Annotated in this window: 23 protein-coding genes; 20 read left to right on the forward strand and 3 right to left on the reverse strand. The window is 57.6% G+C overall.

Annotated features, from left to right (window positions below):
• The first annotated feature begins 72 nt into the window (after positions 1-72).
• The 5 genes from HEP89_RS20985 to atzF are packed head-to-tail and all read left to right on the forward strand — an operon-like array spanning position 73 to position 7,096.
• A complete protein-coding gene (locus HEP89_RS20985; protein ID WP_168692973.1) occupies positions 73-1,677 on the forward strand; it encodes an ABC transporter substrate-binding protein in 1,605 nt (534 codons plus the stop codon).
• Between the two features lie 3 nt (positions 1,678-1,680).
• Positions 1,681-2,706: an ABC transporter permease gene (locus HEP89_RS20990; protein WP_168692974.1), complete on the forward strand. Its 1,026-nt coding sequence runs from the start codon at positions 1,681-1,683 to the stop codon at positions 2,704-2,706.
• A complete protein-coding gene (locus HEP89_RS20995; protein WP_022998449.1) occupies positions 2,703-3,593 on the forward strand; it encodes an ABC transporter permease in 891 nt (296 codons plus the stop codon). Before HEP89_RS20990 ends, HEP89_RS20995 begins: the two co-directional genes overlap by 4 nt.
• Positions 3,594-3,604: 11 nt before the next feature.
• Positions 3,605-5,236, forward strand: coding sequence for an ABC transporter ATP-binding protein (locus tag HEP89_RS21000; protein WP_168692975.1), 1,632 nt, complete (start codon positions 3,605-3,607; stop codon positions 5,234-5,236).
• Positions 5,237-5,257: 21 nt separating this feature from the next.
• A complete protein-coding gene (gene atzF / locus HEP89_RS21005; protein WP_168692976.1) occupies positions 5,258-7,096 on the forward strand; it encodes an allophanate hydrolase in 1,839 nt (612 codons plus the stop codon).
• 19 nt (positions 7,097-7,115) lie between these two features.
• On the opposite strand, the gene HEP89_RS21010 is transcribed toward atzF, so the two are convergent.
• Positions 7,116-8,585: a PLP-dependent aminotransferase family protein gene (locus HEP89_RS21010; RefSeq protein ID WP_168692977.1), complete on the reverse strand. Its 1,470-nt coding sequence runs from the start codon at positions 8,583-8,585 to the stop codon at positions 7,116-7,118.
• A 105-nt stretch (positions 8,586-8,690) separates the two neighbouring features.
• Here HEP89_RS21010 and HEP89_RS21015 point away from each other — a divergent pair, with 105 nt between their 5' ends.
• Positions 8,691-9,053: a cupin domain-containing protein gene (locus HEP89_RS21015; RefSeq protein ID WP_055656571.1), complete on the forward strand. Its 363-nt coding sequence runs from the start codon at positions 8,691-8,693 to the stop codon at positions 9,051-9,053.
• 67 nt (positions 9,054-9,120) lie between these two features.
• Here HEP89_RS21015 and HEP89_RS21020 read toward each other — a convergent pair whose 3' ends face one another.
• Positions 9,121-9,522 carry a VOC family protein gene (locus tag HEP89_RS21020; RefSeq protein WP_197923265.1) on the reverse strand — a complete coding sequence of 134 codons (402 nt, stop codon included), beginning with the start codon at positions 9,520-9,522 and terminating at the stop codon, positions 9,121-9,123.
• 321 nt (positions 9,523-9,843) lie between these two features.
• Between HEP89_RS21020 and rpsB the strand changes: the two genes are divergently transcribed.
• From rpsB to lpxB, 14 genes are all read left to right on the forward strand, one after another.
• Positions 9,844-10,644, forward strand: a complete 801-nt coding sequence (rpsB, locus tag HEP89_RS21025; RefSeq protein WP_031268422.1) for a 30S ribosomal protein S2 — start codon at positions 9,844-9,846, stop codon at positions 10,642-10,644.
• 144 nt (positions 10,645-10,788) lie between these two features.
• On the forward strand, positions 10,789-11,706 hold the full coding sequence (gene tsf / locus HEP89_RS21030; RefSeq protein WP_055654498.1) for a translation elongation factor Ts: 918 nt from the start codon (positions 10,789-10,791) through the stop codon (positions 11,704-11,706).
• A 69-nt stretch (positions 11,707-11,775) separates the two neighbouring features.
• Entirely contained in the window at positions 11,776-12,495 is a 720-nt protein-coding gene (gene pyrH, locus HEP89_RS21035) for a UMP kinase (RefSeq protein ID WP_022998459.1), read from the forward strand.
• Between the two features lie 111 nt (positions 12,496-12,606).
• Entirely contained in the window at positions 12,607-13,170 is a 564-nt protein-coding gene (gene frr / locus HEP89_RS21040) for a ribosome recycling factor (RefSeq protein WP_022998460.1), read from the forward strand.
• A gap of 31 nt (positions 13,171-13,201) precedes the next feature.
• Positions 13,202-13,969: an isoprenyl transferase gene (locus HEP89_RS21045; RefSeq protein WP_022998461.1), complete on the forward strand. Its 768-nt coding sequence runs from the start codon at positions 13,202-13,204 to the stop codon at positions 13,967-13,969.
• A gap of 15 nt (positions 13,970-13,984) precedes the next feature.
• A complete protein-coding gene (locus tag HEP89_RS21050; protein WP_168692978.1) occupies positions 13,985-14,827 on the forward strand; it encodes a phosphatidate cytidylyltransferase in 843 nt (280 codons plus the stop codon).
• Between the two features lie 16 nt (positions 14,828-14,843).
• Positions 14,844-16,043 carry a 1-deoxy-D-xylulose-5-phosphate reductoisomerase gene (dxr, locus tag HEP89_RS21055; RefSeq protein WP_168692979.1) on the forward strand — a complete coding sequence of 400 codons (1,200 nt, stop codon included), beginning with the start codon at positions 14,844-14,846 and terminating at the stop codon, positions 16,041-16,043.
• 112 nt (positions 16,044-16,155) lie between these two features.
• Positions 16,156-17,298, forward strand: a complete 1,143-nt coding sequence (rseP, locus tag HEP89_RS21060) for an RIP metalloprotease RseP (RefSeq protein ID WP_055654491.1) — start codon at positions 16,156-16,158, stop codon at positions 17,296-17,298.
• A 164-nt stretch (positions 17,299-17,462) separates the two neighbouring features.
• On the forward strand, positions 17,463-19,844 hold the full coding sequence (bamA, locus tag HEP89_RS21065; protein ID WP_031268423.1) for an outer membrane protein assembly factor BamA: 2,382 nt from the start codon (positions 17,463-17,465) through the stop codon (positions 19,842-19,844).
• 79 nt (positions 19,845-19,923) lie between these two features.
• Positions 19,924-20,961, forward strand: coding sequence for a UDP-3-O-(3-hydroxymyristoyl)glucosamine N-acyltransferase (lpxD, locus tag HEP89_RS21070; protein ID WP_168692980.1), 1,038 nt, complete (start codon positions 19,924-19,926; stop codon positions 20,959-20,961).
• A gap of 49 nt (positions 20,962-21,010) precedes the next feature.
• Positions 21,011-21,475, forward strand: a complete 465-nt coding sequence (fabZ, locus tag HEP89_RS21075) for a 3-hydroxyacyl-ACP dehydratase FabZ (protein WP_022998467.1) — start codon at positions 21,011-21,013, stop codon at positions 21,473-21,475.
• Positions 21,476-21,481: 6 nt separating this feature from the next.
• Entirely contained in the window at positions 21,482-22,279 is a 798-nt protein-coding gene (gene lpxA, locus HEP89_RS21080) for an acyl-ACP--UDP-N-acetylglucosamine O-acyltransferase (RefSeq protein ID WP_077292776.1), read from the forward strand.
• Between the two features lie 3 nt (positions 22,280-22,282).
• On the forward strand, positions 22,283-23,188 hold the full coding sequence (gene lpxI, locus HEP89_RS21085; protein ID WP_168692981.1) for a UDP-2,3-diacylglucosamine diphosphatase LpxI: 906 nt from the start codon (positions 22,283-22,285) through the stop codon (positions 23,186-23,188).
• A gap of 11 nt (positions 23,189-23,199) precedes the next feature.
• Entirely contained in the window at positions 23,200-24,372 is a 1,173-nt protein-coding gene (lpxB, locus tag HEP89_RS21090) for a lipid-A-disaccharide synthase (RefSeq protein ID WP_286201067.1), read from the forward strand.
• Here lpxB and HEP89_RS21095 read toward each other — a convergent pair.
• On the reverse strand, positions 24,353-25,033 hold the full coding sequence (locus HEP89_RS21095; RefSeq protein WP_168692983.1) for an aminotransferase class I/II-fold pyridoxal phosphate-dependent enzyme: 681 nt from the start codon (positions 25,031-25,033) through the stop codon (positions 24,353-24,355). The genes lpxB and HEP89_RS21095 overlap by 20 nt on opposite strands.
• Between the last annotated feature and the right edge of the window lie 19 nt (positions 25,034-25,052).

Here is a 25,052-nt window from a genome sequence, read left to right on the forward strand (position 1 = left end):
TTATAGCATTTTTCGGAAACAGAAAACACCTGCAAGCTTCGGAAAGCCAATCGCACAGCGGAGTTTCCGAACATGTCCCTACACAGACGCGAATTCCTCAAAGCCGGAGCTGCCGTCGTCGGCGCCCTCCCGTTTTCCCGGTCCCTGTCTGCCTTCGCCGCAAGCGATACTCTGGTGGCGGTGACCGGTCAGACCATCAACAGTCTGGATCTTCACCGTACCGGTACCAACAGGGCCAGCTATCAGGTTGCCATCAACAGTTATGACCGGTTGATTACGTTCGGCAGCAAGACCCTGGACGATGGCAGCGTTTCCTTCGACTATTCGAAGCTGGAACCGGAACTCGCGGAAAGCTTGACAATTTCCGACGACGGTTTGACCATTACCTTCAAGCTGAAGCCGAACGCCGTTTTCTGGGACGGCAGCAAGGTGACCGCTGAGGATGTAAAATGGTCTTTCGACAGGGCAGTGTCAGTTGGCGGGTTCCCGAGCACGCAGATGAAAGCTGGCGGCCTTGTGCGGCCGGATCAGTTTGAAGCCGTCGATGAGGCAACCTTTGTCGTCAAGCTCGACAAGCCATCAAAGCTATCCTTGCCGGATCTGGCAGTTCCCGTGCCGTTCGTCATCAATTCGAAAGTCGCCAAGGAACATGCGACAGCCGATGATCCCTGGGCGACTGAGTATCTTCACACGACACCTGCCGGGTCCGGAGCCTATAAGGTTGCCCGTTGGGATTCCGGCCAGCAGATCGTTTACGAACGCTTTGACGAATGGGCTGGTGGACCCTTGCCCAAGGTTCGCAGAATCATTGTTCGAGAAGTTCCGAGCCCGGCAACGCGCCGCGCCCTGATCGAACGTGGTGATGTGCAGGTGTCCTTCGACATACCGGATAAGGATGCTGCTGAGCTCGCTGAAAAGGTGAAGGTGTATTCAACACCGATTGCCAACACCATGCATGTGGTTGGCCTGAATTACACTTTCGAACCTTTCCAGGATCCGAATGTGCGCAAGGCTATCGCCTACGCGATTCCCTACAAGGATATCTTCGATACTGCAGCTTATGGCCGCGGCGCACCGTTGTGGGGCGGTAGCGAGACCATTGAAGACACCTCCTGGCCACGCAAGTCGCCCTATAGCCATGACATGGAGAAAGCCAAGGAGTTGCTTGCGGCATCCGCCTATCCTGATGGCTTCGAAGTCCCTCTGTCGATCAGCACAGACCTTGCATCCTGGATGGAGCCAACTGCACTGCTGATCCAGGAAAGTCTCGGCAAACTCGGCATCAAGACGGAAATCGAGAAGATCCCCGGGGCAAACTGGCGCACGGCGGTGCTCGTGGACAAGCGCCTGCCACTACATCTTGAAAACTTCGGCGGCTGGCTGGACACGCCCGACTACTACTTCTTCTGGGCGTATCAGGAAGGCAACCTTTTCAATTCCTCGAATTATCGAAACGAGGAAATCGAGACCCTGACCTCGGAAACGCTTCACATGGCGCAGGACGATCCGGAGTACGCGCCGAAGATCAAGCGGATGTTCGAGATCGCGATGGAAGACCTGCCGAGGATTCCGCTTTATCAGCCGGCGCTCAACGTCGCGGTCAACAGTGCCGACGGTTACGAGTTCTGGTTCCACCGCCAGCTCGATGTCCGCTCTCTGACGAACGTGGAGAGCTAGGTCATGGCGCGTCGCAGCTCAGCTACGCTTAACCGCATTCTGCAGGCGATACCGGTTCTGATAGGCGTTGTGGTGATCAGCTTCATCCTCACCCGTGCCTTGCCCGGTGACCCAGCAGTGCAATTTGCCGGAGCTGCGGCAACGCCTGAATCCATCGAAGAGGTTCGACGGTCTCTGGGCCTCGACAAACCGTTGCCGGAGCAGTTCCTGATCTATGTAAGAGATCTGCTGCAGGGAGATCTGGGCCAGTCGGTTTCCACCGGCCGGCCCGTTGCGACGGAACTTGCGTCCCGACTGCCGGCCTCGCTCGAATTGACGCTGTCCGCCCTGATCCTGTCCTGCCTGATAGCCGTTCCACTCGGCGTTCTGGCAGCGACACGGCCGGGAACCTGGATTGACCAGCTATGCCGGATACTTGTCACTGCCGGCGTATCTCTGCCGACATTCTTCACCGGCATCGTTCTGATCTATGTTTTCTATTATCTCTTGGGCATCGCTCCGTCGCCCCTTGGCAGGCTCGATTTCATCTATCTTGATCCGCCAAGGATTACCGGGTTCTTCCTGATCGACGCTGCAATTGCCGGAGATTTGGAAACCTGGTTCGGAGCGCTGAAGCAGCTGGTCTTGCCAGCAACGACGCTAGCCCTCTTCACCCTTGCTCCGATCGCGCGCATGACGCGGGCGGCGATGCTGTCTGCATTGGCGGCCGACTATGTCAGAACCGCACGGGCAGCAGGTCTCGGGCCAGGGATGGTCCTCTACGGCTACGCTTTCCGCAACGCCCTGCTTCCGGTCGTGACCACGCTGGGTATGGTGTTTTCCTTTGTGCTTGGGGCGAATGTGCTGGTCGAGAAGGTCTTCGCCTGGCCAGGCATCGGATCCTATGCGGTCGAGGCGCTTGTGGTTTCCGATTACGCCGCGGTTCAGGGGTTCGTTCTGGCGATGGCATTGCTGTTCGTCATTCTCAACCTGTTGATCGATCTGTCCTATTCGCTGATTGATCCACGTTTCGGGACATCTTCGAAATGAGTGATACGACGTTGCCTCCAACCGTCGCGGAGCGGAAGACCGGCTCCGGTGCGCTGGCCCATACGATCTATGTCCTTCGGGAAAATCCGGTCACGGCCCTGTCTTTCGCCATGTTCGCTTTTTTCATCGGATCAGCAGTGCTCGGACCTGCACTGGTTCCCTACGATCCGCTGCAGACGAATGCGGCAAATGCATTGCAGGCCCCCAGCTGGTCTCATTGGTTCGGAACCGACAATCTTGGCCGCGATGTCTTTTCAAGGGTGATCGTTGCAACGCGCCTTGATCTGATCATCTCGGTGTCCGCTGTCGCGCTTTCCTTCGTCATCGGTTCGGTCCTTGGTGCCGTGGCCGGTTACCGTGGAGGCTGGCTGGATGTAGTGCTCAACCGGTTTCTCGACACCATCATGGCCTTTCCATTGTTCGTGCTGGCCATGGGCATTGTGGCGGCGCTCGGGAATTCGATTTCCAACATCATTCTGGCCACTGCGATCATCAACATTCCGTTCTACGCCCGTCTTGTTCGTGCGGAGGTCAACATCCGGCGGGAAGCCGGCTTCACGCTTGCCGCAAAGCTTGCCGGCAATTCGGATACCAGGGTGCTGGCGTTTCACATATTCCCGAATGCCCTGCCGCCAATGATGGTGCAGGTCTCGCTGAATCTGGGGTGGGCCATTTTGAACGCGGCCGGGCTGTCCTTTATCGGCCTTGGTGTTCGTCCGCCCACACCGGAGTGGGGCATCATGGTTGCTGAAGGCGCGAATTTCATCGTGTCCGGCGAGTGGTGGCTGGCGTTGTTTCCGGGGCTCTGGCTGATGCTGGCAGTCTTTACCTTCAACCTGATGGGAGACGGTCTTCGCGACATCGTCGACCCGCGTCGCCGGACCTGAGGAGCTTTGCCATGCTGACCATCAAGGATCTCAAAGTTGCCTTCAAGACGCGCCGCGGAGACGTTCAGGCCGTCAAGGGTATCAGCTTCGACCTGGCCAAGGGCGAACGTCTGGGCATTGTCGGGGAAAGCGGATCGGGAAAATCCGTTACATCTTATGCCCTGATGCGCATTCTGGACGCCGGTGGCCGGATCAAATCCGGTGAGGCGGTATATGACGGTATCGATCTCAAACAGGCGGCGGAGCGCGACATGCGTGAAATCCGCGGTCGGGAGATCTCGATGATCTTTCAGAACCCGCGTGCCGCACTCAATCCCATTCGGAAGGTTGGGCACCAGCTTGAGGACGTCCTTCGCCAGCATGGCCGGGCGACCAGGCAAAATGCGAAAGCAAAGGCAATCGAGGCACTGGAGGCGGTGAAGATCAACGAGGCTGCTGAGCGTTACGAAGCCTATCCCTTCGAGCTGTCGGGTGGCATGTGCCAGCGCGTCGTGATTGCCATTGCGCTTGCCTGTGACCCCAAGCTTCTCATCGCGGACGAGCCGACCACCGGCCTCGATATCACCACCCAGAAGGCCGTCATGGACCTTGTCGATGATCTTGTTCGGGCGCGCGAAATGTCGTCGATCCTGATTACGCACGATCTCGGCCTGGCGTCCGAATATTGCGATCGTATCGTCGTGATGAAGGACGGTGTCATTGTGGAGGAGGGCAGGCCGGCGGACCTGTTTTCAAACCCTCGACATGCCTATACCAGAAAACTGGTGGACGCGACGCCGCGGCGCGGAGCCAGCATTCGTTCATTGCTGCCGGAAGATCAACGCGCACCGCTGGCCGCACGGACAATCGGCAATTCTCCGATGATGGAAGTCGTCAACCTGACCAAGACCTACCAGGGCAAATCCGGTCCGGTGTACGCCGTCAAGGGCATCAGCTTCACTATTCGCGAAGGCGAAAGTGTCGGACTGGTCGGCGAATCCGGCTGCGGAAAATCCACCACGTCTTCCATGATCGTGCGACTGCTTGATCCAACGTCAGGCCACCTGCTTTTCAGGGGGGAGGATATTGCCAAGCTCCCGTCGGAGAACTTCTCCCGGCATCCACTGCGGCAGAAAATCCAGATGGTCTTCCAGGATGCGACGGACAGTCTCAATCCCAGACATACCGCCCGCCAGTCGATGGCCGAACCATTGAAGCGTTTGACAGGATTGAAAGGCGCCCACTTGGGCGAACGGGTGGAAGAGCTTGCCGCATTGACAGGCTTGCCGAGCCATCTTCTTGATCGGTTTCCGCACCAGCTGTCAGGGGGGCAGAAGGCGCGCGTCGGCATAGCCAGGGCAATCGCCCCGGATCCCGATCTCCTGATCCTTGATGAGCCGACTGCCGCTCTGGATGTTTCCATTCAGGCCGTTGTCCTGAACCTGCTTGCAGACCTGCGGGCCCGGCTTGGCATGAGTTACCTTTTCGTCAGCCATGATCTCAATGTCGTGCGTCTGCTGTGCGACCATGTCGTCGTCATGAAGGGCGGCAAAGTTGTTGAGGCGGGAGCCGTCGAGACAGTCATGGATACGCCCCAGAACCCGTACACTCGCGAATTGCTTACGGCTGCGCCCCAGGCACCGGCGCGCAAAACCGCCGCCTAAGACATTTTGGAAGGACTAGACATGATCCGCGAACTTCCCTTCACGCTCGCCGGGCTCCGGCAGGCCTATGCCGAAGGCTTGTCTGTTGAGGCCGTGATCGAAGAAGCCTTCAGGCGGCTTGATGCCACCGGCGACCCGGGGATCTTCATTCACCAGGCACGAGAAACGGCACTTGCTGAGGCCCGTAGTCTTGGCAACCCCGATAGCCGGCCTCTTTGGGGAATTCCCTATGTGGCCAAGGACAATATCGACGTGGCTGGCATGCCGACGACTGCAGCGTGCCCGGATTTCGAGTATTTCGCTGATAGCGATGCTTTTGTCGTTGGACGTCTTCGGCAAGCGGGCGCAATTTGTCTTGGCAAGACCAATCTCGATCAATTCGCGACTGGCCTCGTCGGAGTGAGAACGCCATACCCCGTGCCATTGAACGCGGTGGATCCGGAAATCGTTCCCGGTGGCTCTTCCTCAGGCTCGGCCGTTGCTGTTGCCCACGGCTTTGCGTGCTTCTCGCTGGGAACCGACACGGCCGGGTCCGGGCGTGTGCCGGCAGCCCTCAACGGCATTGTGGGGCTCAAACCAAGCCTGGGCGTTCTGTCCGGCTCAGGTCTGGTCCCTGCATGCCGGACCCTCGATACGATCTCGATTTTTGCCATGACTGTTGCGGACGCATGGGCCGTATTCGAGCCTGCTGCAGGCTACGACCCGGCAGATGCCTATTCCAGGCAGCTGCCGGTCCAGCAAATGTCTGCCAGTCAGGGAACTGTAAGGATCGCGGTCCCTGACGATGCTTCACTGAAAACCTTCGGTGACATGGCTCAGACGGACCATTTCAGGGCAACGATCGCATCGCTGCGCACGCAGGGGGCCGTTGTGCAGGAAATCGATTTTCAGCCGTTTTACGATGTCGCTAGCCTGCTCTACGAAGGGGCCTGGGTCGCGGAACGTACGGCTGCTGTCGGTAATCGTCTGATTGATGCGCCGCAGACGCTTCATCCGACGACGCGCGCAATTATCGAACCGGGTCTTTCTTTGACCGCTGTCGACGCATTCCGTGGACTTTACAAGCTGCAGGACCTGCGCCGGATCTGTGATGAGCTTTTGGCAGAGACCGACTTCCTCTGCGTTCCGACGATACCGACATTCGTCTCGGTAGAAGAAATTACCGTTGACCCCATTGGCCCGAATTCAGGCCTTGGCACCTACACGAATTTCGTCAACCTTCTCGATCTTTGCGGTATTGCCGTGCCAACAGGTTTGCGACAGGACGGCCGGCCTGGAAGCCTGACCGTTCTGGCCCGCTGCGGTCAGGATGCAGCCGCCGCCGCGCTTGCCGCTACAGTGGAAGCGGGGCCGCTTGGAGCAACGACCTGGGCTCGGCAGAAACCTGCGCTGACCACAAGCGAGATCGCTGCCAGTGAAATAGCTGTTGCGGTCTGCGGCGCCCACATGTCGGGACTGCCGCTAAACAAGGAGCTGATTTCTCACGGCGCACGCTTTGTAAAATCCAGCAAGACAGCACCGGAATACCGTTTCTTTGCGCTTGCAGGCGGGCCTCCGAAGCGGCCGGGCCTTGTGCAGGTTGGGGCCGGCGCGGGCGGATCAATCAATGTGGAGGTCTGGGCAATGCCGCTTGAGACCTTCGGCAGTTTCATGTCGGGTATTCCGGCACCGCTGTGCATCGGCACGGTCAAGCTGGAAGACGGAACCGACGTAAAGGGATTTTTGTGTGAAGGACATGCAGTTGAAGGGGCTGTTGAAATCACCGAACTGAGTTCCTGGCGAACCTATCTTTCGTCAGTGGTTGCTTCCGTTCCCCAGCCGGATGTCTCAGACGAGAAGCTGACCGCGCATGCAAGCTGAACTTCTGACATACGAGGGTTCAGTCAATGCGGGATATTGAGGGTAGGCGGAATGTTTCTTCTGATTGCTGATTGCCAAGCTCTTCGCAGGCCAGCGTCCCCAGGCGGTGAATAGCGGATTCAAGTGCGTCCGACCAAACGTCGCCGCAACTGATGCGAAGGCAATGTGCATAAAGGCCTGAAGCGGTGAAAAGACTGCCAGGAGCAAAGCAGATATTTTGATTTAAGGCATTGTAATAAAGCTTTGTTGTGTCGATTTTTTTGTCCATTTCTACCCACAAAACGAAACCGCCGTCCGGATGTGTGACCCTGGTACCCGCCGGAAAGGACTGTGCAATGGCCCGGCGTGCGCGCGCGACATTGGTTTCCATTGTCCGGGCCATGCGAGACACATGGCGCTCGAAGTCCCGGGATGACAGAAATTCAGCCAAAGCCAGTTGAGGTGCCAACGGGTTGCAGATTGAGGCGGAGAACTTGGCCTTGGTGATTTGGGCAATGCGGCCGGGAGCGCGGATCCAGCCGGTTCGGTAGCCTGGGGCGAGGGTTTTCGAGAAAGAGCTGCAATAGAAGATCTCGGTCTCGTGCGGCAGACTGAAAAACGGTGCCGGACGGCATCCGCCAAACCCGAGGCCGCCGTAGGTATCATCTTCGATCAAGGGTGTCTTGTAACGGTCCAGCAGCTTCAGGACAGAACGTTTCACAGGCTCCGGCATCATGGTGCCAAGTGGGTTGGTGAAGCTGGACGACAAGGCAACGGCAGTTACGGTTCCCGATTTCAGAGCCAGCTCGAGTGCGGACGGATCGATGCCGTCCCGCGAGGTTGGCAACTCCCAGGCCTTCAGTTTCAGCCGTTCGAGAACCTGCAGCAGTCCGAAATAGGCGGGCGATTCGACGGCAATCGTATCGCCCGGCTGTGTGAGCGTTTGAAGTGCGAGCCCTAAAGCTTCGGTGCAGCCACTCGTAATGACAATTTCTTCCTGGGAAACTGTGCTGCCATGCAGGCACATAAGCTTTGCGATTTCTCTCCTGAGTTCCGGTAACCCCTGAGCAGACCCATAGGCGTTGAGTTGCTGTCCTTTCGAGCGGAGGAGTCGTGCCTGCAAGGCGTTCAGCGGCTCTGCGGCCAGCAGAGACGGGGCGGGAATGGCGCAGCCAAGCGGCACATATGCCGGGTTTGACGCATGTTCGAGCATCTCCAGGTAAGGAGCTTGAAACACGACACTGCGGCTGGTCTCGGGTGGTGTTGTTTTACTGGGCTCGATGAGCCTGTGGCTTGCTGGACGGGTGACGAAATAGCCGGACTTTGCCTGTGCCCGGATATAGCCTTTGTCCTCGAGATGGGCATAGGCCTGGTTGGCTGTCGACAGGCTAACGGAATAACTGCGCATGGTGCGCCGGAGGGAAGGGAACCTCTCCCCGGGCTTCAAGGTGCCTTTGTCGATCAGCTGAGCCAGGGACTGGGCAACAGACTGGTATTTGAACGAAACCATTTCAACTGTATCTGTTCATTTTCGAGTTTTTGTATCTGTTTTGATTTTAGGAGAGATGTCAAACCGGGTCGGACATTTCATCAATCAGGAGTGCCGGACATGGCAATGGAACATCCGATCCGTTTCACGGAAAAACTTGCAAGGCTCGAAGGGTTATGGTCGCCGCGCGTCATTGCGGAAATGAACGATTACCAGTTCAAGATCGTCCGCATTCAAGGAGACTTCGTCTGGCATGATCATCCTGAAACGGATGAGACCTTCATCGTTCTCAAGGGCGAAATCCGCATCGATTTTCGTGATCGCACCGTGGTACTGGGCGAGGGGGAAATGTACGTCGTGCCGAAGGGCGTCGAGCACAAGCCTTATGCGGACTCGGAAGCCGAGCTGCTGCTGATCGAACCGAAGGGTATTCTCAATACCGGCCATGCGGGCGGAGACAGGACCCAGGAAAATGATCTCTGGATCTGACAAGGTTGTTCGGGCCGGGACTTTTGTGCGTTCCGGCCTCGCCAACGAGGCAGTTCTCGGCGAGCTTTTACTGCCCTGCGGGCCAGATAAATTCGATGCGGATACCACCGGGTTCAGCCAGCATCATGTGCCTGCGTGGGCCTCCGCCGAGAGGCTCCGGCATAAATTCGATCTCGACTCCCGGCCAGGCCTTCACCTTTTCGGCAATTTCCAGCAGCTTTTCTTCGCTTGAGACTTCAAGGGCCAGATGGTGGAGGCCGATATTGGTTTTCCTGTCGAAGCCCGTCACAGGCCTTGTGCGGTCTGCCTGCCAGAGCGTCAGGCGGGCGGTGCCGTCGGAAACGGTTGTTCGCGGGTAGTTGTCATCACGTGCCAGCAGTTGCCAGCCGAGCAGCTCGGTGAAAAAGGCGGTGGTCTGGTCCAGATCTCGGACTGTAAGGCCCAGGTGGTTGATGCCTTTGGTGGTCACGGTGGAGTGTCCTTGCTGTGGCGAGTTCAAAATAGGTATAAATGACATGATTGTTCGTCAACACACGTCGCTGCTTATCAAGGTATCGAAACGTGAGCTTGCGTCAGGGCGGGAAAATTCGATTTTCAAACAGCGATTGGGTTGAAGAAAACCGGCCCTTGGGCCTTGAAATAAAATTTCTTCCCAACTATAAGGCGCGCATTCCACACGCAAGGGGCGGAAACCGAGCTTATCGGGGTCCTTCCGGTGGCCGAAGGGAAATCTCTCCGGTCCACATCCTCTTGCGGAGGTCAAACCGGAAAAACTCAGGAGATAAGGGCCATGTCTTTGCCCGATTTCACCATGCGTCAGCTGCTGGAAGCTGGCGTTCACTTTGGTCACCAGAAACACCGTTGGAACCCGCGCATGGGTCAGTACATCTTTGGTGTACGCAACGATGTTCACATCATGGACCTGTCCCAGACCGTTCCGCTTCTGCACCAGGCTCTGAAGGCCGTGTCCGACACGGTTGCCGGCGGTGGCCGCGTTCTGATCGTAGGTACCAAGCGCCAGGCACAGGAATCTGTCGCATCTGCAGCGCGCAACTCCGCTCAGTATTACGTCAACGCACGTTGGCTCGGCGGCATGCTGACGAACTGGAAGACCATCTCCCAGTCCATCCAGCGCCTGCGCAAGCTGGAAGAAACCCTGTCTTCCGACGCTGCCAACGCTCTGACCAAGAAAGAGCGTCTGTTCATGGACCGCGAGCGTGAAAAGCTCGAGCGGAACCTTGGCGGTATCAAGGACATGGGCGGTATTCCGGACCTGATCTTCGTGATCGACACCAACCGCGAAGCCATTGCCATCCAGGAAGCCCGTCGTCTGGGTATTCCGGTTGCCGCGATCCTCGATTCCAACTCCAATCCGGAAGGCATCACCTATCCGGTGCCGGGTAACGACGATGCCGGCCGCGCTCTGTCGCTGTACTGCGACCTGATTGCTCGTGCCGCCATTGACGGTATTTCCCGTGCACAGGGTGCTTCCGGCATGGACATCGGCGCTTCCGAAGAAGCTCCGGTTGAAGAAGTTCTTGCTGAGGCTTCTGAAGAAGCTCCGGCTGAAGCAGCAGCTGCCGAGGCTTAAGCCTCTCCTGCCGCGGTCTGCCGCGGCAGAATACTGTTGAAATTCGCAAGGCGGGCTGCATTTTGTTGCAGCCCCGTCATAAAGGCGCGGAAGGCCATGGGCTAAACCGTGTCTCATCTGAAACCCCCATGCACGAGGCAATCGATGAGCATTACCGCTGCGATGGTAAAAGAGCTCCGCGAGAAATCCGGCGCTGGCATGATGGACTGCAAGACCGCCCTGACTGAAGCAGGCGGTGATATGGAAGCAGCTGTTGACTGGCTGCGCACCAAAGGTCTGGCCAAGGCTGCCAAGAAGGCTGGCCGTGTGGCTGCTGAAGGTCTGGTCGGCGTTGCCGCCGATGGCAACAAGGCTGCCGTGATCGAGCTGAACTCCGAAACCGACTTCGTTGCACGCAACGAAGGGTTCCAGGAGCTGGTCTCCAATGTGGCCAAGGTAGCCGTCGGCACCGATGGTTCCGTTGAAGCCGTTTCCGCTGCAAACCTTGGTGGCAAGCCGGTTGCAGAAGCGATCACCGATGCGATCGCCACGATCGGCGAAAACATGACCCTGCGCCGTACTGCGGTTCTGGCCGTAAACGAAGGCGTTGTCGCGACCTACGTTCACAGTGCTGTTTCCGACGGTCTCGGCAAGATCGGCGTTCTGGTGGCTCTGGAATCCGCTGGTGACAAGGACAAGCTGAATGGCCTTGGCCGTCAGATTGCCATGCACGTTGCTGCAACCAGCCCGCTGTCGCTGAACACCGAAGAACTGGATCCGACCGTTGTCGAACGTGAGAAGTCTGTCTTCTCCGAACAGGCACGCGAATCCGGCAAGCCGGAAAACATCATTGAAAAAATGGTGGAAGGCCGTTTGCGCAAATTCTACGAGGAAGTTACCCTCGTGAAGCAGGCCTTCGTGATCAACCCGGATCAGACGGTTGAGCAGGCCGTAGAGGCGCTCGCTAAAGAAATCGGCGCTGAAGTCAAACTTACCGGCTTTGTCCGCTTCGCAATCGGCGAAGGGATCGAGAAGGAAGAGCAAGACTTCGCCGCAGAGGTGGCAGCAGCCACCGGGCAGTAAGCTCAAGGAAAAGCGCCGGCAAGTCCGGCGCTTTTTTTTTAGAAAGACAATTTCAAAAAGGGTGCACCCATGACGAATTCCTTGCGCTGGAAACGGATCCTTCTGAAACTCTCCGGCGAGGCCCTGATGGGATCGCAGGCTTTTGGAATTGACCCGGCCATCGTGCAAAGGATCGCCAAGGAAATCGCCGACGCAGTGGCTCTTGGAGCTCAGGTCGGCGTTGTCGTCGGGGGAGGGAACATCTTCCGCGGTGTTGCAGTCGCCGCCAAGGGTGGCAACCGCGTCACCGGCGACCACATGGGCATGCTGGCCACCATCATGAACAGCCTGACGCTTGCGGATGCCCTGCGCCGCCTGAAGGTCAATGCCCGTGTTCTGTCCGCCGTATCCGTTCCCTCGATCTGTGAAACCTTTTCGCAGCGTGTCGCAGACCGCTACATGGAAGACGGCGATGTGATCGTCTTTGCAGGGGGCACCGGCAACCCGTTCTTCACCACGGACAGCGGTGCGGCTCTGCGGGCTGCCGAAATGAAGTGCGACGCCTTCCTGAAGGGGACGCAGGTGGACGGCGTCTACTCCGAGGACCCCAAGGTCAACCCGAACGCGGAGCGCTATGACACCCTTGGTTATGACGAAATCATAACCCGCAACCTGAAAGTCATGGACACGACGGCCATTGCCCTGGCCCGTGACAATTCCATTCCCGTCATTGTGTTTTCCATTCACTCACCCGGCGCCCTCGTCAGTGTGCTTCAGGAAACCGGCACCTACACTGTCGTGGGTGACTGAAAGTTTTAAGAACCAATCCCGGTTCAAGCTCTTGTGTTTCGGTGCGTTTATGCCATGTTGGCGCGCGCCGAGACTCTATTAAGCCAAGCACAAAACAACAGTGAGGATAAAATGTCGGTAGAAGGTGTGGACCTTGATGATCTGAAGCGCCGCATGCAGGGAGCCTTGTCGGTTCTGAAAACGGAATTTGCCGGACTGCGTACCGGCCGCGCCTCTTCTTCCATGATGGATCCGATTACTGTTGATGCCTATGGCCAGTCCATGCCGATCAACCAGGTAGCCACCGTCTCCGTTCCCGAACCTCGCATGCTGGCTGTTCAGGTCTGGGACAAGAGCATGGTGTCGGCCGTTGAAAAGGCGATTCGAGAATCCAACCTTGGTTTGAACCCGGTTGTAGACGGCATGCTTTTGCGGCTGCCGATTCCCGAGCTGAACCAGGAACGCCGCCAGGAGCTCATCAAGGTGGCCCACAAATACGCCGAACAGGCAAAAGTTGCGATCCGTCACGTCCGCCGCGATGGCATGGACGCTGCCAAGAAGGCCGAAAAAGACGGTGACATTTCCCAGGACGACAGCCGTGTCGCATCCGATGAAGTGCAGAAGCTGACCGACCAGATGATTGCTGAGGTCGACGGCATGCTGGAGAAAAAAGAGCAGGAAATTTCCCAGGTCTGATCGACCTGGGGAGTGTGAGTTGGGGGAGCACATGAGCGTCAGCCCGGACCGCAACCTGCATGCACCTGCTGCGGATGAAACCGGTGCGAAAATGCCCCGTCACGTTGCCTTCATCATGGATGGCAACGGGAGATGGGCAACTGCGCGCGGTTTGCCACGGACAGAGGGACATCGACAGGGGCTTGCCGCACTGCGCAAGGTGATCCGCCACGCTGGCCGTGTCGGCATCGAAACCATCACGATCTACAGCTTCTCATCCGAAAACTGGAACCGGCCACAGGCTGAAGTTTCTTTCCTGATGGGGCTGCTGCGCCGTTTCGTGCAGCGCGATCTGAGCGAGCTTCACGAAGCCAATGTGCGTATCCGCATCATCGGCGGGCGCAGTGATCTGGAACCGGGGATTTTGGCGCTTCTGAAAGAAGCTGAAGACCTGACCCGTCACAACACCGGCCTGAACCTGGTCGTTGCGTTCAATTATGGTGCACGGTCGGAAATCGTGCGGGCGGCACAGGAGCTGGCAGCAAAGGTTCAGGCTGGAGAAATGCAGCCGGCCGAGATAACCGAAGACGCGATCACGGCGGCGCTGGATACCTCCGGTTTGCCGGATCCCGATCTCATCATCCGCACCAGCGGAGAAATGCGTCTTTCCAATTTCCTGCTGTGGCAGGCGGCCTATTCCGAGTTCTATTTCTGCGATCTTTACTGGCCGGACTTCGATGAGGCGGCCTTCGACAAGGCTTTGAGCTGTTTCTGCAGCCGTGAGCGCCGGTACGGCGGCCTTGACGCCAAGGCCAACTGACCCCCGGCTTGAGCAATGGCAGAACCACACCAGAACCCGAAAAAACTGTCCGACCTTCGCCTCAGGTTCATTTCGGCACTCGTTCTGGGGCCTCTTGTTCTTCTGATCACCTTTCTGGGCAATCTGCCCTTTGCTGCGCTGACGCTGATCGCGTCCGGACTGTTCCTGTGGGAGTGGTTCACGATCACCGGGACACAGGCAAAGTCACCCAGTTCACTCACCGGGTTTGCAACGCTGTTTGCCATCGGGGTGCTGACCGTAGCCGGACATCCTGACCTTGGTCTCGGGGCTATGGTTGCTGGTGCTTTCATCGCCTATGCGCTTGGTGGTTTCTCCAAGGCTGGACGATGGGCCATCGAAGGGATCCTCTACAGCGGGCTTGCACTGTTCTCGCTGCTTGTACTTCGTGAAGGAAGCAACGGGCTTCAGGTCGCGTTTTTCCTGCTGTTTGTTGTCTGGGCAACCGACATTTTCGCCTATTTTACCGGCCGTGCATTGGGTGGGCCCAAGCTCTGGCCACGTGTATCACCTAAAAAGACCTGGTCTGGTGCCATTGGCGGGCTGGTGCTCGCTACGGTTTTCGGCGCTGGCGTTGCTTTTGTCGCAAATGCGCAGGACCTAATGCTTTGGGCTTTGCTGGCGGCCGGGCTCTCGATCGTCTCTCAGGCAGGGGACCTTCTGGAGTCTGCCATCAAGCGGCGGTTTGACGTCAAGGATTCCAGCAAACTGATCCCCGGGCATGGCGGCATCATGGACAGGATCGACGGTCTGGTGGCCGCAGCCATTTTCGCCGTGCTGATTGGCCTAGTCGCTGGCGGCGGCCTTGCAGACCCTATTGCCGGCCTCGGTCTGATTTGAATTTGGAGTAACAGGCATGGCAGCTGCCTCTGCAGCCCGCGACCCTGGCGCGAAAACCCGGATAACCGTTCTAGGGGCCACTGGGTCCATCGGCCAGAGCTTGGCGGATCTCATTCAAAGAAATCCGGACAGCTATGAAGTCGTCGCGCTGGTTGCAAACCGGAACGCCGCGGGCCTCGCCGACATGGCAAAAGCGCTAAAGACCGGTTCCGCGATCCTTGCCGAGGAAACCTGTTATCCGGAACTCAAGGAGCGGCTTGCCGGCAGCGGCATTGCAACGGGAGCCGGTGAGGCTGCCGTTCTGGAAGCGGTCACGCAGGATACGGATATTGTCGTCGGTGCCATTGTAGGGTCAGCGGGATTGAAGCCGACCATGGCCGCGATCCGGCCAGGACGCCGCATAGCACTTGCCAACAAGGAATGCCTGGTTTGTGCGGGTGATCTGTTCATGGCCAAGATCCTCGCGACCGGGGCGGAACTCCTGCCCGTCGACAGCGAGCACAATGCCATCTTTCAGGTTTTTGAAACCGACAAGGCCGACATGGTCGAGAAGGTTATTCTGACGGCGTCGGGCGGACCGTTCAGGAGTGTCTCGAAAACCGACATGGCACGGGTAACACCACAGCAGGCGCTCAAGCATCCCAACTGGGACATGGGCGCACGCATTACGATCGACAGCGCAACGATGATGAACAAGGGCTTCGAGGTTATCGAAGCGTCCCATCTTTTTCCGGTTGCCCACGATCAGCTTGGCGTGCTGGTACATCCGCAATCGACGGTTCACGGACTTGTGCAATACAAGGACGGATCCCTGCTGGCTCAACTCGGCAGTCCGGACATGCGCACGCCGATCGCCCACTGCCTTGCCTTTCCCCGCCGGATGAACGTTCCGGTGAAACGTCTGGATCTGGCCGAACTCGGCACACTCACTTTTGAAGCACCGGATCTCGACCGGTTCCCGGCACTCCGTCTTGCACTGGAAGCCATGCGGGCAGGGGGAATGGCACCGGCTGTGCTTAACGCTGCAGATGAGGTTGCCGTGGACGCTTTTCTGAAGGGCCGGATCGGCTTCATGGACATTCCGGCTGCCATTGAAGAGGTGCTGGTTGCGATGGGGGCAGGCGGCAAGCTGACGGACGCTGCCGGCGTCGAGGATGTTCTTGCCATCGACGCAGAAGCACGGCAGAAGACTGGTGAATGGATAAGAACACGGTAATCGGGGTGTTGAAGGCCCTGAATTTTTGGTCTCCCACCATTAACACGCCGTAATTTTCTTTTTAGTACAATCCTTCAAAACAATCCTAGCTGCGCAGGATCGGACATAGTTCATGGACCTTCTCGTTTCCGCCTATTCCCTGATAGTCGGCACAATCATTCCCTTTCTTTTTGTGCTTACAATCGTCGTCTTCTTCCATGAGCTCGGCCATTTCGCTGTGGCTCGTTGGTGCAACGTAAAGGTGGATGCTTTTTCCGTCGGCTTCGGGCGTGAGCTTTTCGGTTTTAATGACCGGAAGGGAACTCGTTGGAAACTCTGCTGGATTCCGCTTGGTGGCTACGTCAAGTTCGCCGGCGATGAAAATGCGGCAAGCGTACCAAGCCGTGAGGCGATTGCGCAGATGAGCGAAGAGGACCGGAAAACGGCTTTCATCGCCAAACCGGTCTGGCAACGCATGGCCGTTGTGGCCGCGGGGCCCATCGCCAACTTCCTTCTCGCGATCGTGATCTTTACCGCGCTCTTCGTAACCTCCGGCAAACAGGGTTTCGAGCCTGTCGTCGAACAGGTTTTTGCGGGCGGTGCAGCCGAGCGCGACGGGCTTCTGGCCGGCGATATCGTGAAGGAAATTGACGGCAGGCCTATCCAGACGTTCGGCGAGATGCGTCAGATCGTCCTGATGAATGCCAACACGCCTCTTGTTTTCGAAGTCGAACGGGGCGGGCAAGACGTCACTTTGACCGTTACGCCCGACGCGAAGGAGAAAGAAGTCTTTTTCGGTGAGAGGCAGGTGGCCGGCGATATCAGCCTTCGCGGCGTGTCCGATCCGTCTCATCTCATTCACATCAAATACGGGCTTGGCGAAGCGGCTCTTGAAGGAACTGCGGAAACCTGGCGCATCATCGAAAGCACGGTCAGCTATATCTGGGGCATCATTTCCCAGCGGCAGTCGGCGGACCAGCTTGGTGGTCCGATCCGCGTGGCCCAGATCTCCGGGCAGGTCGCAGATCTCGGGTTCCTTCCGCTCATTTCTCTGGCGGCCGTACTTTCTGTCAGCATCGGTCTGATCAACCTGGCGCCGGTGCCGATTCTCGATGGTGGACACCTCGTTTACTTCGCTGCAGAAGCCCTGCGTGGCAAACCGCTCAGCGAAAGGGTGCAGGACGTTGGTTTCCGGATCGGTCTGGGACTTGTTCTCATGCTGATGGTGTTCGTCACATGGAAGGATATCATGCGGCTCGTGGGAACCAATTCATGACACCCGTGACATTGACGCAACGTCTTCAGACTAAATCGCTTTCCGCCCGGAAGGGCGGTTGCGTTATCGGTAAAAACCTATAAAACACTCGTCGGTTCCGAGAATCTGCTGGGGTGAGTGCGGATTCTCGGGAGGGGTATTAAAAACAAAGGCATAGCGCAATAATGCAGCGATTGCAGAGACTTACACGGGCCGTACTGTTGGCGGTTGCCGTATTTTCGATCGGGACGGTTTTGCCGAAAGCTTTCGGGCCGGTGTCCCTGGTTTCACAGGCACAGGCGGCGGTGGCCAGAAGCATTGACGTGCGTGGCAATACCCGTGTCGAGGATGAAACCGTTGTCAGTTACATGACCATCGTTCCCGGACGCTCCTACAGCGCGTTCGATGTCGACGAGTCACTGAAGGCGCTCTACGCAACCGGCCTTTTTGCAACGGTCGACATCACCCCGCGTGGCAGCGTTGTCGTTGTGACGGTTACCGAGAACCCGATCATCAACAGGGTCTCTTTCGAAGGTAACCGGAAGATCAAGGACAGCGCGCTGGAAACCGCCGTACGGTCTCAGCCGCGCTCGATGCTGTCCCGTGCCAAGGTTCAGGCTGACGTCCAGAATATTCTTGAAGCTTATCGTCGCTCCGGTCGCTATGGCGCGTCCGTCGAGCCGCAGATCATCGATCGTGGTCAGAACCGTGTCGATCTCGTTTTCGAGATCAACGAAGGTGCGAAGACCGGCGTCGAGCGGATCAGCTTCATCGGCAACTCCGCATTCAGCGACGGCCGCCTGCGCGATGTCATCCGTACACGCGAAAGCGGCCTTCTGAGCTGGCTGCGCAGCACCGACACCTACGATCCGGACCGTTTGGCTGCGGACGAGGAGTTGCTGCGTCAGTACTACAACAAGAAAGGCTATGCGGACTTCCGTATCGTCTCTACCAGCGCAGACCTCGATCGCGAGCAGAACATCTTCTACGTGACTTTCACGGTGGAAGAGGGCGAGAAGTACGAGATTGGCGATGTCGAGATCGTTTCCACGATTGCCGACGTTGATCCGGAAGATCTTCGCCGCCTGATCCGTACCAAGAGTGGTCAGACCTTCAACTCGCTGCGCGTCGAGCAGTCTGTTGAAGACATCACGCTTCGTGTGTCGGAAGAGGGTTATGCCTTTGCTCGTGTCCGTCCGCGTGGTGCTCGTGACTACGACAACAACACGATCTCCCTGATCTACTACATCGAAGAAGGTCCTCGCGCCTACATCGAGCGGATCAACGTGATCGGCAACGACCGTACCCGTGAGTATGTCATTCGCCGCGAGTTCGACATTGCTGAAGGCGATGCGTTCAACCGTGCGCTTGTCGACAAGGCGGAACGCCGTCTGCGCAATCTCGGTTTCTTCGAGAAGGTTTCCATCACGACGCAGCAGGGCAGTGCACCTGATCGCGTGGTCGTGAACGTCCGCGTCGAAGAAAAGCCGACTGGTGAAATCTCCTTCGGTGTCGGTTATTCGACGGTTGACGGTGTCATTGGTGACATTTCGCTGACCGAGAAAAACTTCCTGGGCCGTGGCCAGTTCGTGAAGCTCGCTGTTGGCGGCGGTACGGACACCCAGTCCTACGAGTTCCGTTTCGTTGAACCGTTCTTCATGGGACGCCGTGTTGCCCTTGATCTGGACCTCTATCGCAAGGTGGATGATGCCAACGACTACCGTTCCTTCGATCAGAAGAAGACCGGTGGCGGGTTCGGTTTCACTCTGCCGCTTCGGGAAGATGAGCTGACTGTCCGTCTGTTCTACAACATCTTCCAGGAGAAGAACTCCGATCCGGACAACAACTCGACCAACATCAACAACTGTGACACCGCAAGCCTTTCCCTGGCGGTCTGTGACTCCCTCGGCACCTACCTGACGTCTCTGGTTGGCTACGAGCTGCGTTACAACACGCTCGACCGGATCCTGGATCCCTCCGACGGTATCTATGCTTCCTTCGGTCAGGAAATTGCTGGTCTGGGTGGCGACAGCTTCTACATCAAGACCGAAGCTCAGGCTCGCGCCTACAAGGAAATCCTGGCTGACTATGGTCTGATCGGTAGCCTGTCGGTGCGTGGTGGTAACATCATGGCCCTTGGCGATGAGCGTCTGCGTGTGTCCGAACAGTTCATGCTTGGTGGCACTCTCGTTCGTGGCTTTGAGAACCAGGGTATCGGCCCGCGTGACGCAACGACCGAAGACGCTATCGGTGGTCGGTTCTACTTCGCGGCAACTGCCGAAACCCGGTTCCCGTTCCCGGTCATCCCGAAGGAATTCGGCCTGAGTGGTGCAGTGTTTGCCGATGCCGGTTCGCTGTGGGATGCCGATAGCAGCCTGGTGAACCTGGTGGAAACCAACGGTGGCCAGATCGACTCGAACGACTTCAACGTTCGTGCGTCGGTTGGTGCAGGTATCCGCTGGAACTCTCCATTCGGACCTCTGCGGGCAGACTTTGCTTACCCGATCGTCAAAGACGACTCCGACAAAACGCAGATTTTCCGGTTGAGCGGCGGTACCCGCTTCTAAACTGCGGTCACATAGGATAAAAAACGGCCGCCGACACGTTCGGCGGCCGTTTTTGTTGGCTGGCAAGAAGGATAACATCATGTCCGAGCCAAAATTTTTTGAGTCTCCGGCTCCGGTCTCTCTTTCAGACATCGCAGCGTGGGCGGAAGCTGAGATCGCTCGCGGCGAACCTACCCTGGAAATAACCGGTGTAGCGCCATTGGAAGATGCCACGCCCGGTGCTCTGGTGTTCTTCGACAACACCGCTTACCTGAAGCAACTGGACGGGACCACGGCAGCTGCATGCCTGGTCAACCGGAAACACAAGGACAAGGTGCCGGAGGGCGTTGCTGTTCTTGTATGTTCAGATGCCTATCGCTCCTGGGCGAAGGTTCTCGCCAAACTTTATCCTGCAGCCATGGTTCCGGTAGAACCTGGCGCCGCAGTCATTTCAGAACGGGCTGTAATCGATCCGGCTGCGTCGCTGGAAGACAATGTCACGGTAGAACCTGGTGTCGTGATCGGTGCGGGGGCAGAGATCGGTGCGGGCACTGTGATCCGGGCCAACGCTGTCATCGGACAGGGCGTCAAGATTGGCCGGGACTGTGTGATCGGTTCGAATTGCACGGTTCAGCACACCGTGCTTGGCAACCGCGTCTATATGCATCCTGGCGTTTGCTGCGGCCAGGATGGCTTTGGCTATGCGATGGGGCCGATGGGTCATCTCAAGGTGCCCCAGGTTGGCCGCGTGATTATTCAGGACGACGTTGAAATCGGCGCCAACACGACCATCGATCGTGGCGCAAACCGGGATACCATCATCGGCGAAGGCACGAAGATCGATAACCAGGTTCAGATTGGCCACAATGTCGTGGTCGGACGTCACTGCGTGATCGTTTCTCAGGTCGGTCTTTCCGGAAGCTGCACGCTTGAGGACTTCGTCGCCATTGGCGGGCAAACCGGTGTGCGTGGTCACGTAACGATCGGCATGGGGTCGCAGGTGGCCGCGGTGAGCGTAGTCAACGATGATTTGCCTGCCGGGGGACGCTACGGCGGCACGCCCGCAAAGCCGGTCAAACAGTGGTTCCGTGAAGTCGCTGCCGTCAGAAAGCTTGCAGAGCGTGGCGGCGGATCGTAAACGGAATACAAACAGGACTTTGCGGCGGTAATTCGCCAAGGGGTATTATATGGAAGACGCAGAAAACAAAACACTTGCCAGCGCAGACATCATGCGGATCATGAAGCTGCTGCCGCACAGGTATCCTTTTCTTCTGATCGACAAGATCATAGAGATGGATGGCGACAACAGCTGCATCGGCATCAAGAACGTCACCATCAACGAACCGCACTTCACCGGACATTTTCCGGAGCGGCCCGTTTTCCCGGGTGTTCTTCTGATCGAAGCCATGGCACAGACCGCCGGGGCCCTTTGCGTTCATGCCCGTGGTGACGATGCGCCGCCGCAGCTTGTCTATTTCATGACCATCGACAAGGCGAAGTTCCGCCGGCCTGTTGAGCCTGGTGATCAGGTTCATTTCCACGTCAAGAAGATCAAGCAACGCTCCAACATCTGGAAGTTTGACGCCGTTGCCAAGGTAGATGGCAACAAGGTCGCAGAAGCTGAAGTCAGCGCCATGCTGGTAGATGCGTGAGGAAATATGACTGACATACATCCAACGGCCATAGTCGAAGACGGGGCCGTAATCGGCGAGGGCGTTCGAATCGGGCCTTATTCTACAGTTGGCCCGAACGTGAAACTTGCTGACGGAGTTATCCTGGAGTCGCATGTCGTCGTCACGGGCCACACGAGTGTGGGTGCCAAAACGCATATCTTTCCCTTCGCCAGCATTGGTCACAAGCCACAAGATCTCAAGTTTGCGGGTGAAGTGAGCTTTCTGGAAATCGGCGCCAACAATCAGATCCGTGAACATGTCACCATGAGCCCCGGTACGGAAGGTGGCGGTGGCTATACCAGGGTCGGTGACAATTGCCTGTTCATGATGAGCTCGCATGTCGGCCACGATTGTCAGGTCGGCAATCACGCAATTCTGGCGAACAACGCCACGCTTGCAGGTCACGTCGAGCTTGACGACTTCGTCATTCTGGGCGGCTTGAGTGCGGTCCGGCAATGGTCTCGCATTGGAACCGGTGCGATTGTCGGCGGAATGACCGGGGTCGAATTCGATGTCATTCCCTATGGTTCCGTGATCGGTGACCGCGCACGTCTTGCCGGTCTCAATCTGGTTGGTCTCAAGCGCAAGGGCTTGCCTCGGGAGCAGATCCACGCTTTGCGGGCAGCTTATCGCGCGCTGTTTGAGAGCACCGAAGGAACCTTGCGCAGCCGGGCGGAAGCTGTTGCTGCAGAAGGTGCCGATCAGCCCCTGGTCAAGACGGTTACCGACTTCATCCTTGAAAAGGAAGACCGCCGGTTCTGCACACCGCGCAGCGAAGACTGACGGATGAACAGGGCAGATACGGGACTGGAGCCACGCCTTGCCCTGATCGCAGGCAATGGCAGTCTGCCCTGTCAGATCGCTGAAGCGCTCAGCAGCGCCGGACGTGAATTCAGGATTATCGCCATCAAGGGCGAGGCTGATGAACGCACGCGGGCACAGGCCGATACCGAACTCGGCTGGGGCGAAATCGGCCGGCTTTACAAATTTCTGAAAAAGACCGGGTGCCGGGACGTGCTTCTGATCGGAGGTGTCTCCAAGCGCCCTGATTTCACGTCCATACTTGGCGATTTGGGTACCTTGAAGCGGTTGCCGACGATAATCCGGGCCCTGGCCGGCGGTGATGACAGTCTGTTGACCAAGGTGATCCGGCTGTTTGAAGTTGAGGGGTATCGCGTTGTGGGGATCAAAGATGTGGCGCCGCAACTGCTTGCCTCAAGTGGTGTGCTTGGCAAAGTTCAGCCGAGCCAGGGAGACTGGCGGGACGCTGAGTTGGCCTTGCGGGCGACGGAAAAGCTCGGTGAACTCGATATCGGTCAGGCGGCGATTGCTGTTGGTGGGCGGGTCGTTGCGCTTGAGGGTGCAGAAGGGACCGACGCCATGCTGCAGCGCTGCGCGGAGCTCAAGCGCATTGGCAGGATCCGTTCCAAAGGCCGCGCGGGTGTCTTGGTAAAGACAGCAAAGCCGAACCAGGATTTGCGGGTGGATCTTCCAACCGTCGGCCCCATGACTATTGACCTCGCTGCTGCAGCAGGCCTTGCCGGCATTGCAGTTGAGGCGAGTGGCGCACTGATCGCGGAAAAAGAAGAGACTCTCAAGAAGGCGGATAATGCCGGCCTTTTTGTCATCGGTATAGAGCACGGCACCAGGTTCGGGGTCACCTCAAAGGGACAATCGGACGAGCGTTCGTGATGACAGGAAAAATGCCCACGATTTGCCTGGTTGCAGGCGAAGAATCTGGTGACCAGCTCGGGTCGGAATTGATGAAAGCGCTCAACGAACGGTTGGGCGTAGGTGTTCGTTACTGCGGTGTCGGCGGCGAACGGATGATGTCTCTGGGCCTCAAAAGCTTCTTTGACATGTCTGATGTTTCCGTCATGGGATTGACGGCAGTCCTCGCCAGATTGCCGTTGATCATCAGGCGGGTCTACCAGACCGTGGATGCCGTGGTTGCGGCCAATCCGGATATTCTGGTTATCGTCGACAGTCCGGACTTCACGCATAACGTTGCCAAGCGCGTGCGCAAGCGCGCACCGCACATACCCATCGTCGGTTATGTTTCACCTTCTGTCTGGGCCTGGCGTCCAGGCCGGGCCCGCAAGATGAGCGTCTACGTCGACGACCTTCTGGCCTTGTTGCCGTTTGAGCCTGATGTGCACCGCAAGCTCGGTGGCCCGCGCACCCATTACGTCGGCCATCCCTTGAGTGAAATCGCATCCGAACTGCGCCCCTCGGTTGGCGAAAGAACGCCTGTAGAGGCAGACGAGAAGATCCTGCTTGTGCTGCCGGGGAGCCGGCGAAGCGAAATTGACAGGTTGCTAGGCGACTTCGCTAAGACTGTTGCGATCGTCAAAGAAAAGTTGCCCGGGCTCAAGGTTATTCTGCCGGCAGTCGCGCACCTTGAAGACAAGATCCGGCAGGATACGGCCCATTGGCCTGTTCCGGTCGAGATTGTGACCGGCCTGGACGCCAAGCGGGCGGCCTTCCGAAAGACGCACGCAGCCTTGGCCGCGTCCGGCACTGTTTCACTTGAGTTAGCTCTATCAGGCGTTCCGATGGTCGTTGCCTACAAGGTCGACTGGTTTTTCAGACGGATGAAGGAACTCAACCGGGTCTTCAAATTCTCGAGCGTTGATTCTTTTGTCCTGCCAAACATCATCCTGGGAACAAAAGCCATCCCGGAGTTCCTTGATGAGGAAGTGCAGCCAAAGGTGCTGGCGAACCATCTCGTTGAGCTTCTGAACAGCGGTCCTGAACGCCAGAAACAGATCGAGCATCTGCAAAAGCTTGATGATGTCATGCGCTTGCCGGACGGGCATAGCCAGCGCGGGGCTGCGGCCGATGTCGTGCTTGCTGCTATGAAGACAGAATCCTGACGATGTCGTCGCCTCGCTCAAAAGCGGCGGGGAACAGTTTCACCACGTCTTCATAGCCGGGCAGCCGTTGATAGGCGAGTGCGGGTATTCCACTGTCATTCATCGTGCGGACGATTTCGCTGCAATCGCTGCGTCCGGTGCGTATCAGAAGAAAGTCACAACTGCCAGAAACCGGATGGCATCGGGTCTCCTGCGCGATCCTGCGTCCAGTGTCGTCGCGCATGCCTGCGAGACGGGCTGCCATGCGCCGGAGCTCATCGTATTTGCCGAACAAGCGTATCGCCATGGCGGCTTGAATGGCACTTATCATACTGTTCACGCGCGACTGGAGGAACTCCACGGCAGTTGTCTCGCAACAAAGCATGTAGCCAAGTCCTATTCCCGCGAGACCGCTCTTTGAGGTGCCGCGCAAAAGAACCAGGTTGGGATGCTTCTTCAAAAAGGCGAGGCGGTGTTCTGGGGCTTTTGAGAAAAGCACGTAAGCCTCGTCCAGGAGCACCAGTCCTTCTCTGGCACTCACCAGGCTCTCCAGTTCACAGGGTGAAAGATCCTGCGTGGTCGGATTGTTTGGGGCACTTAGCAGGACAGTGTGATGCGAAGGAGATTTCCTGATCAGCTCGTCCAGTGTCGGGAACTTCTCCTGTGCGATACCGAGTTTCATCAAGGTCTCGTCGAACAGG

Origin of the sequence: Labrenzia sp. 5N (genome assembly GCF_012395805.1) — a bacterium.
Taxonomy (GTDB): Bacteria; Pseudomonadota; Alphaproteobacteria; order Rhizobiales; family Stappiaceae; genus Roseibium; species Roseibium algicola.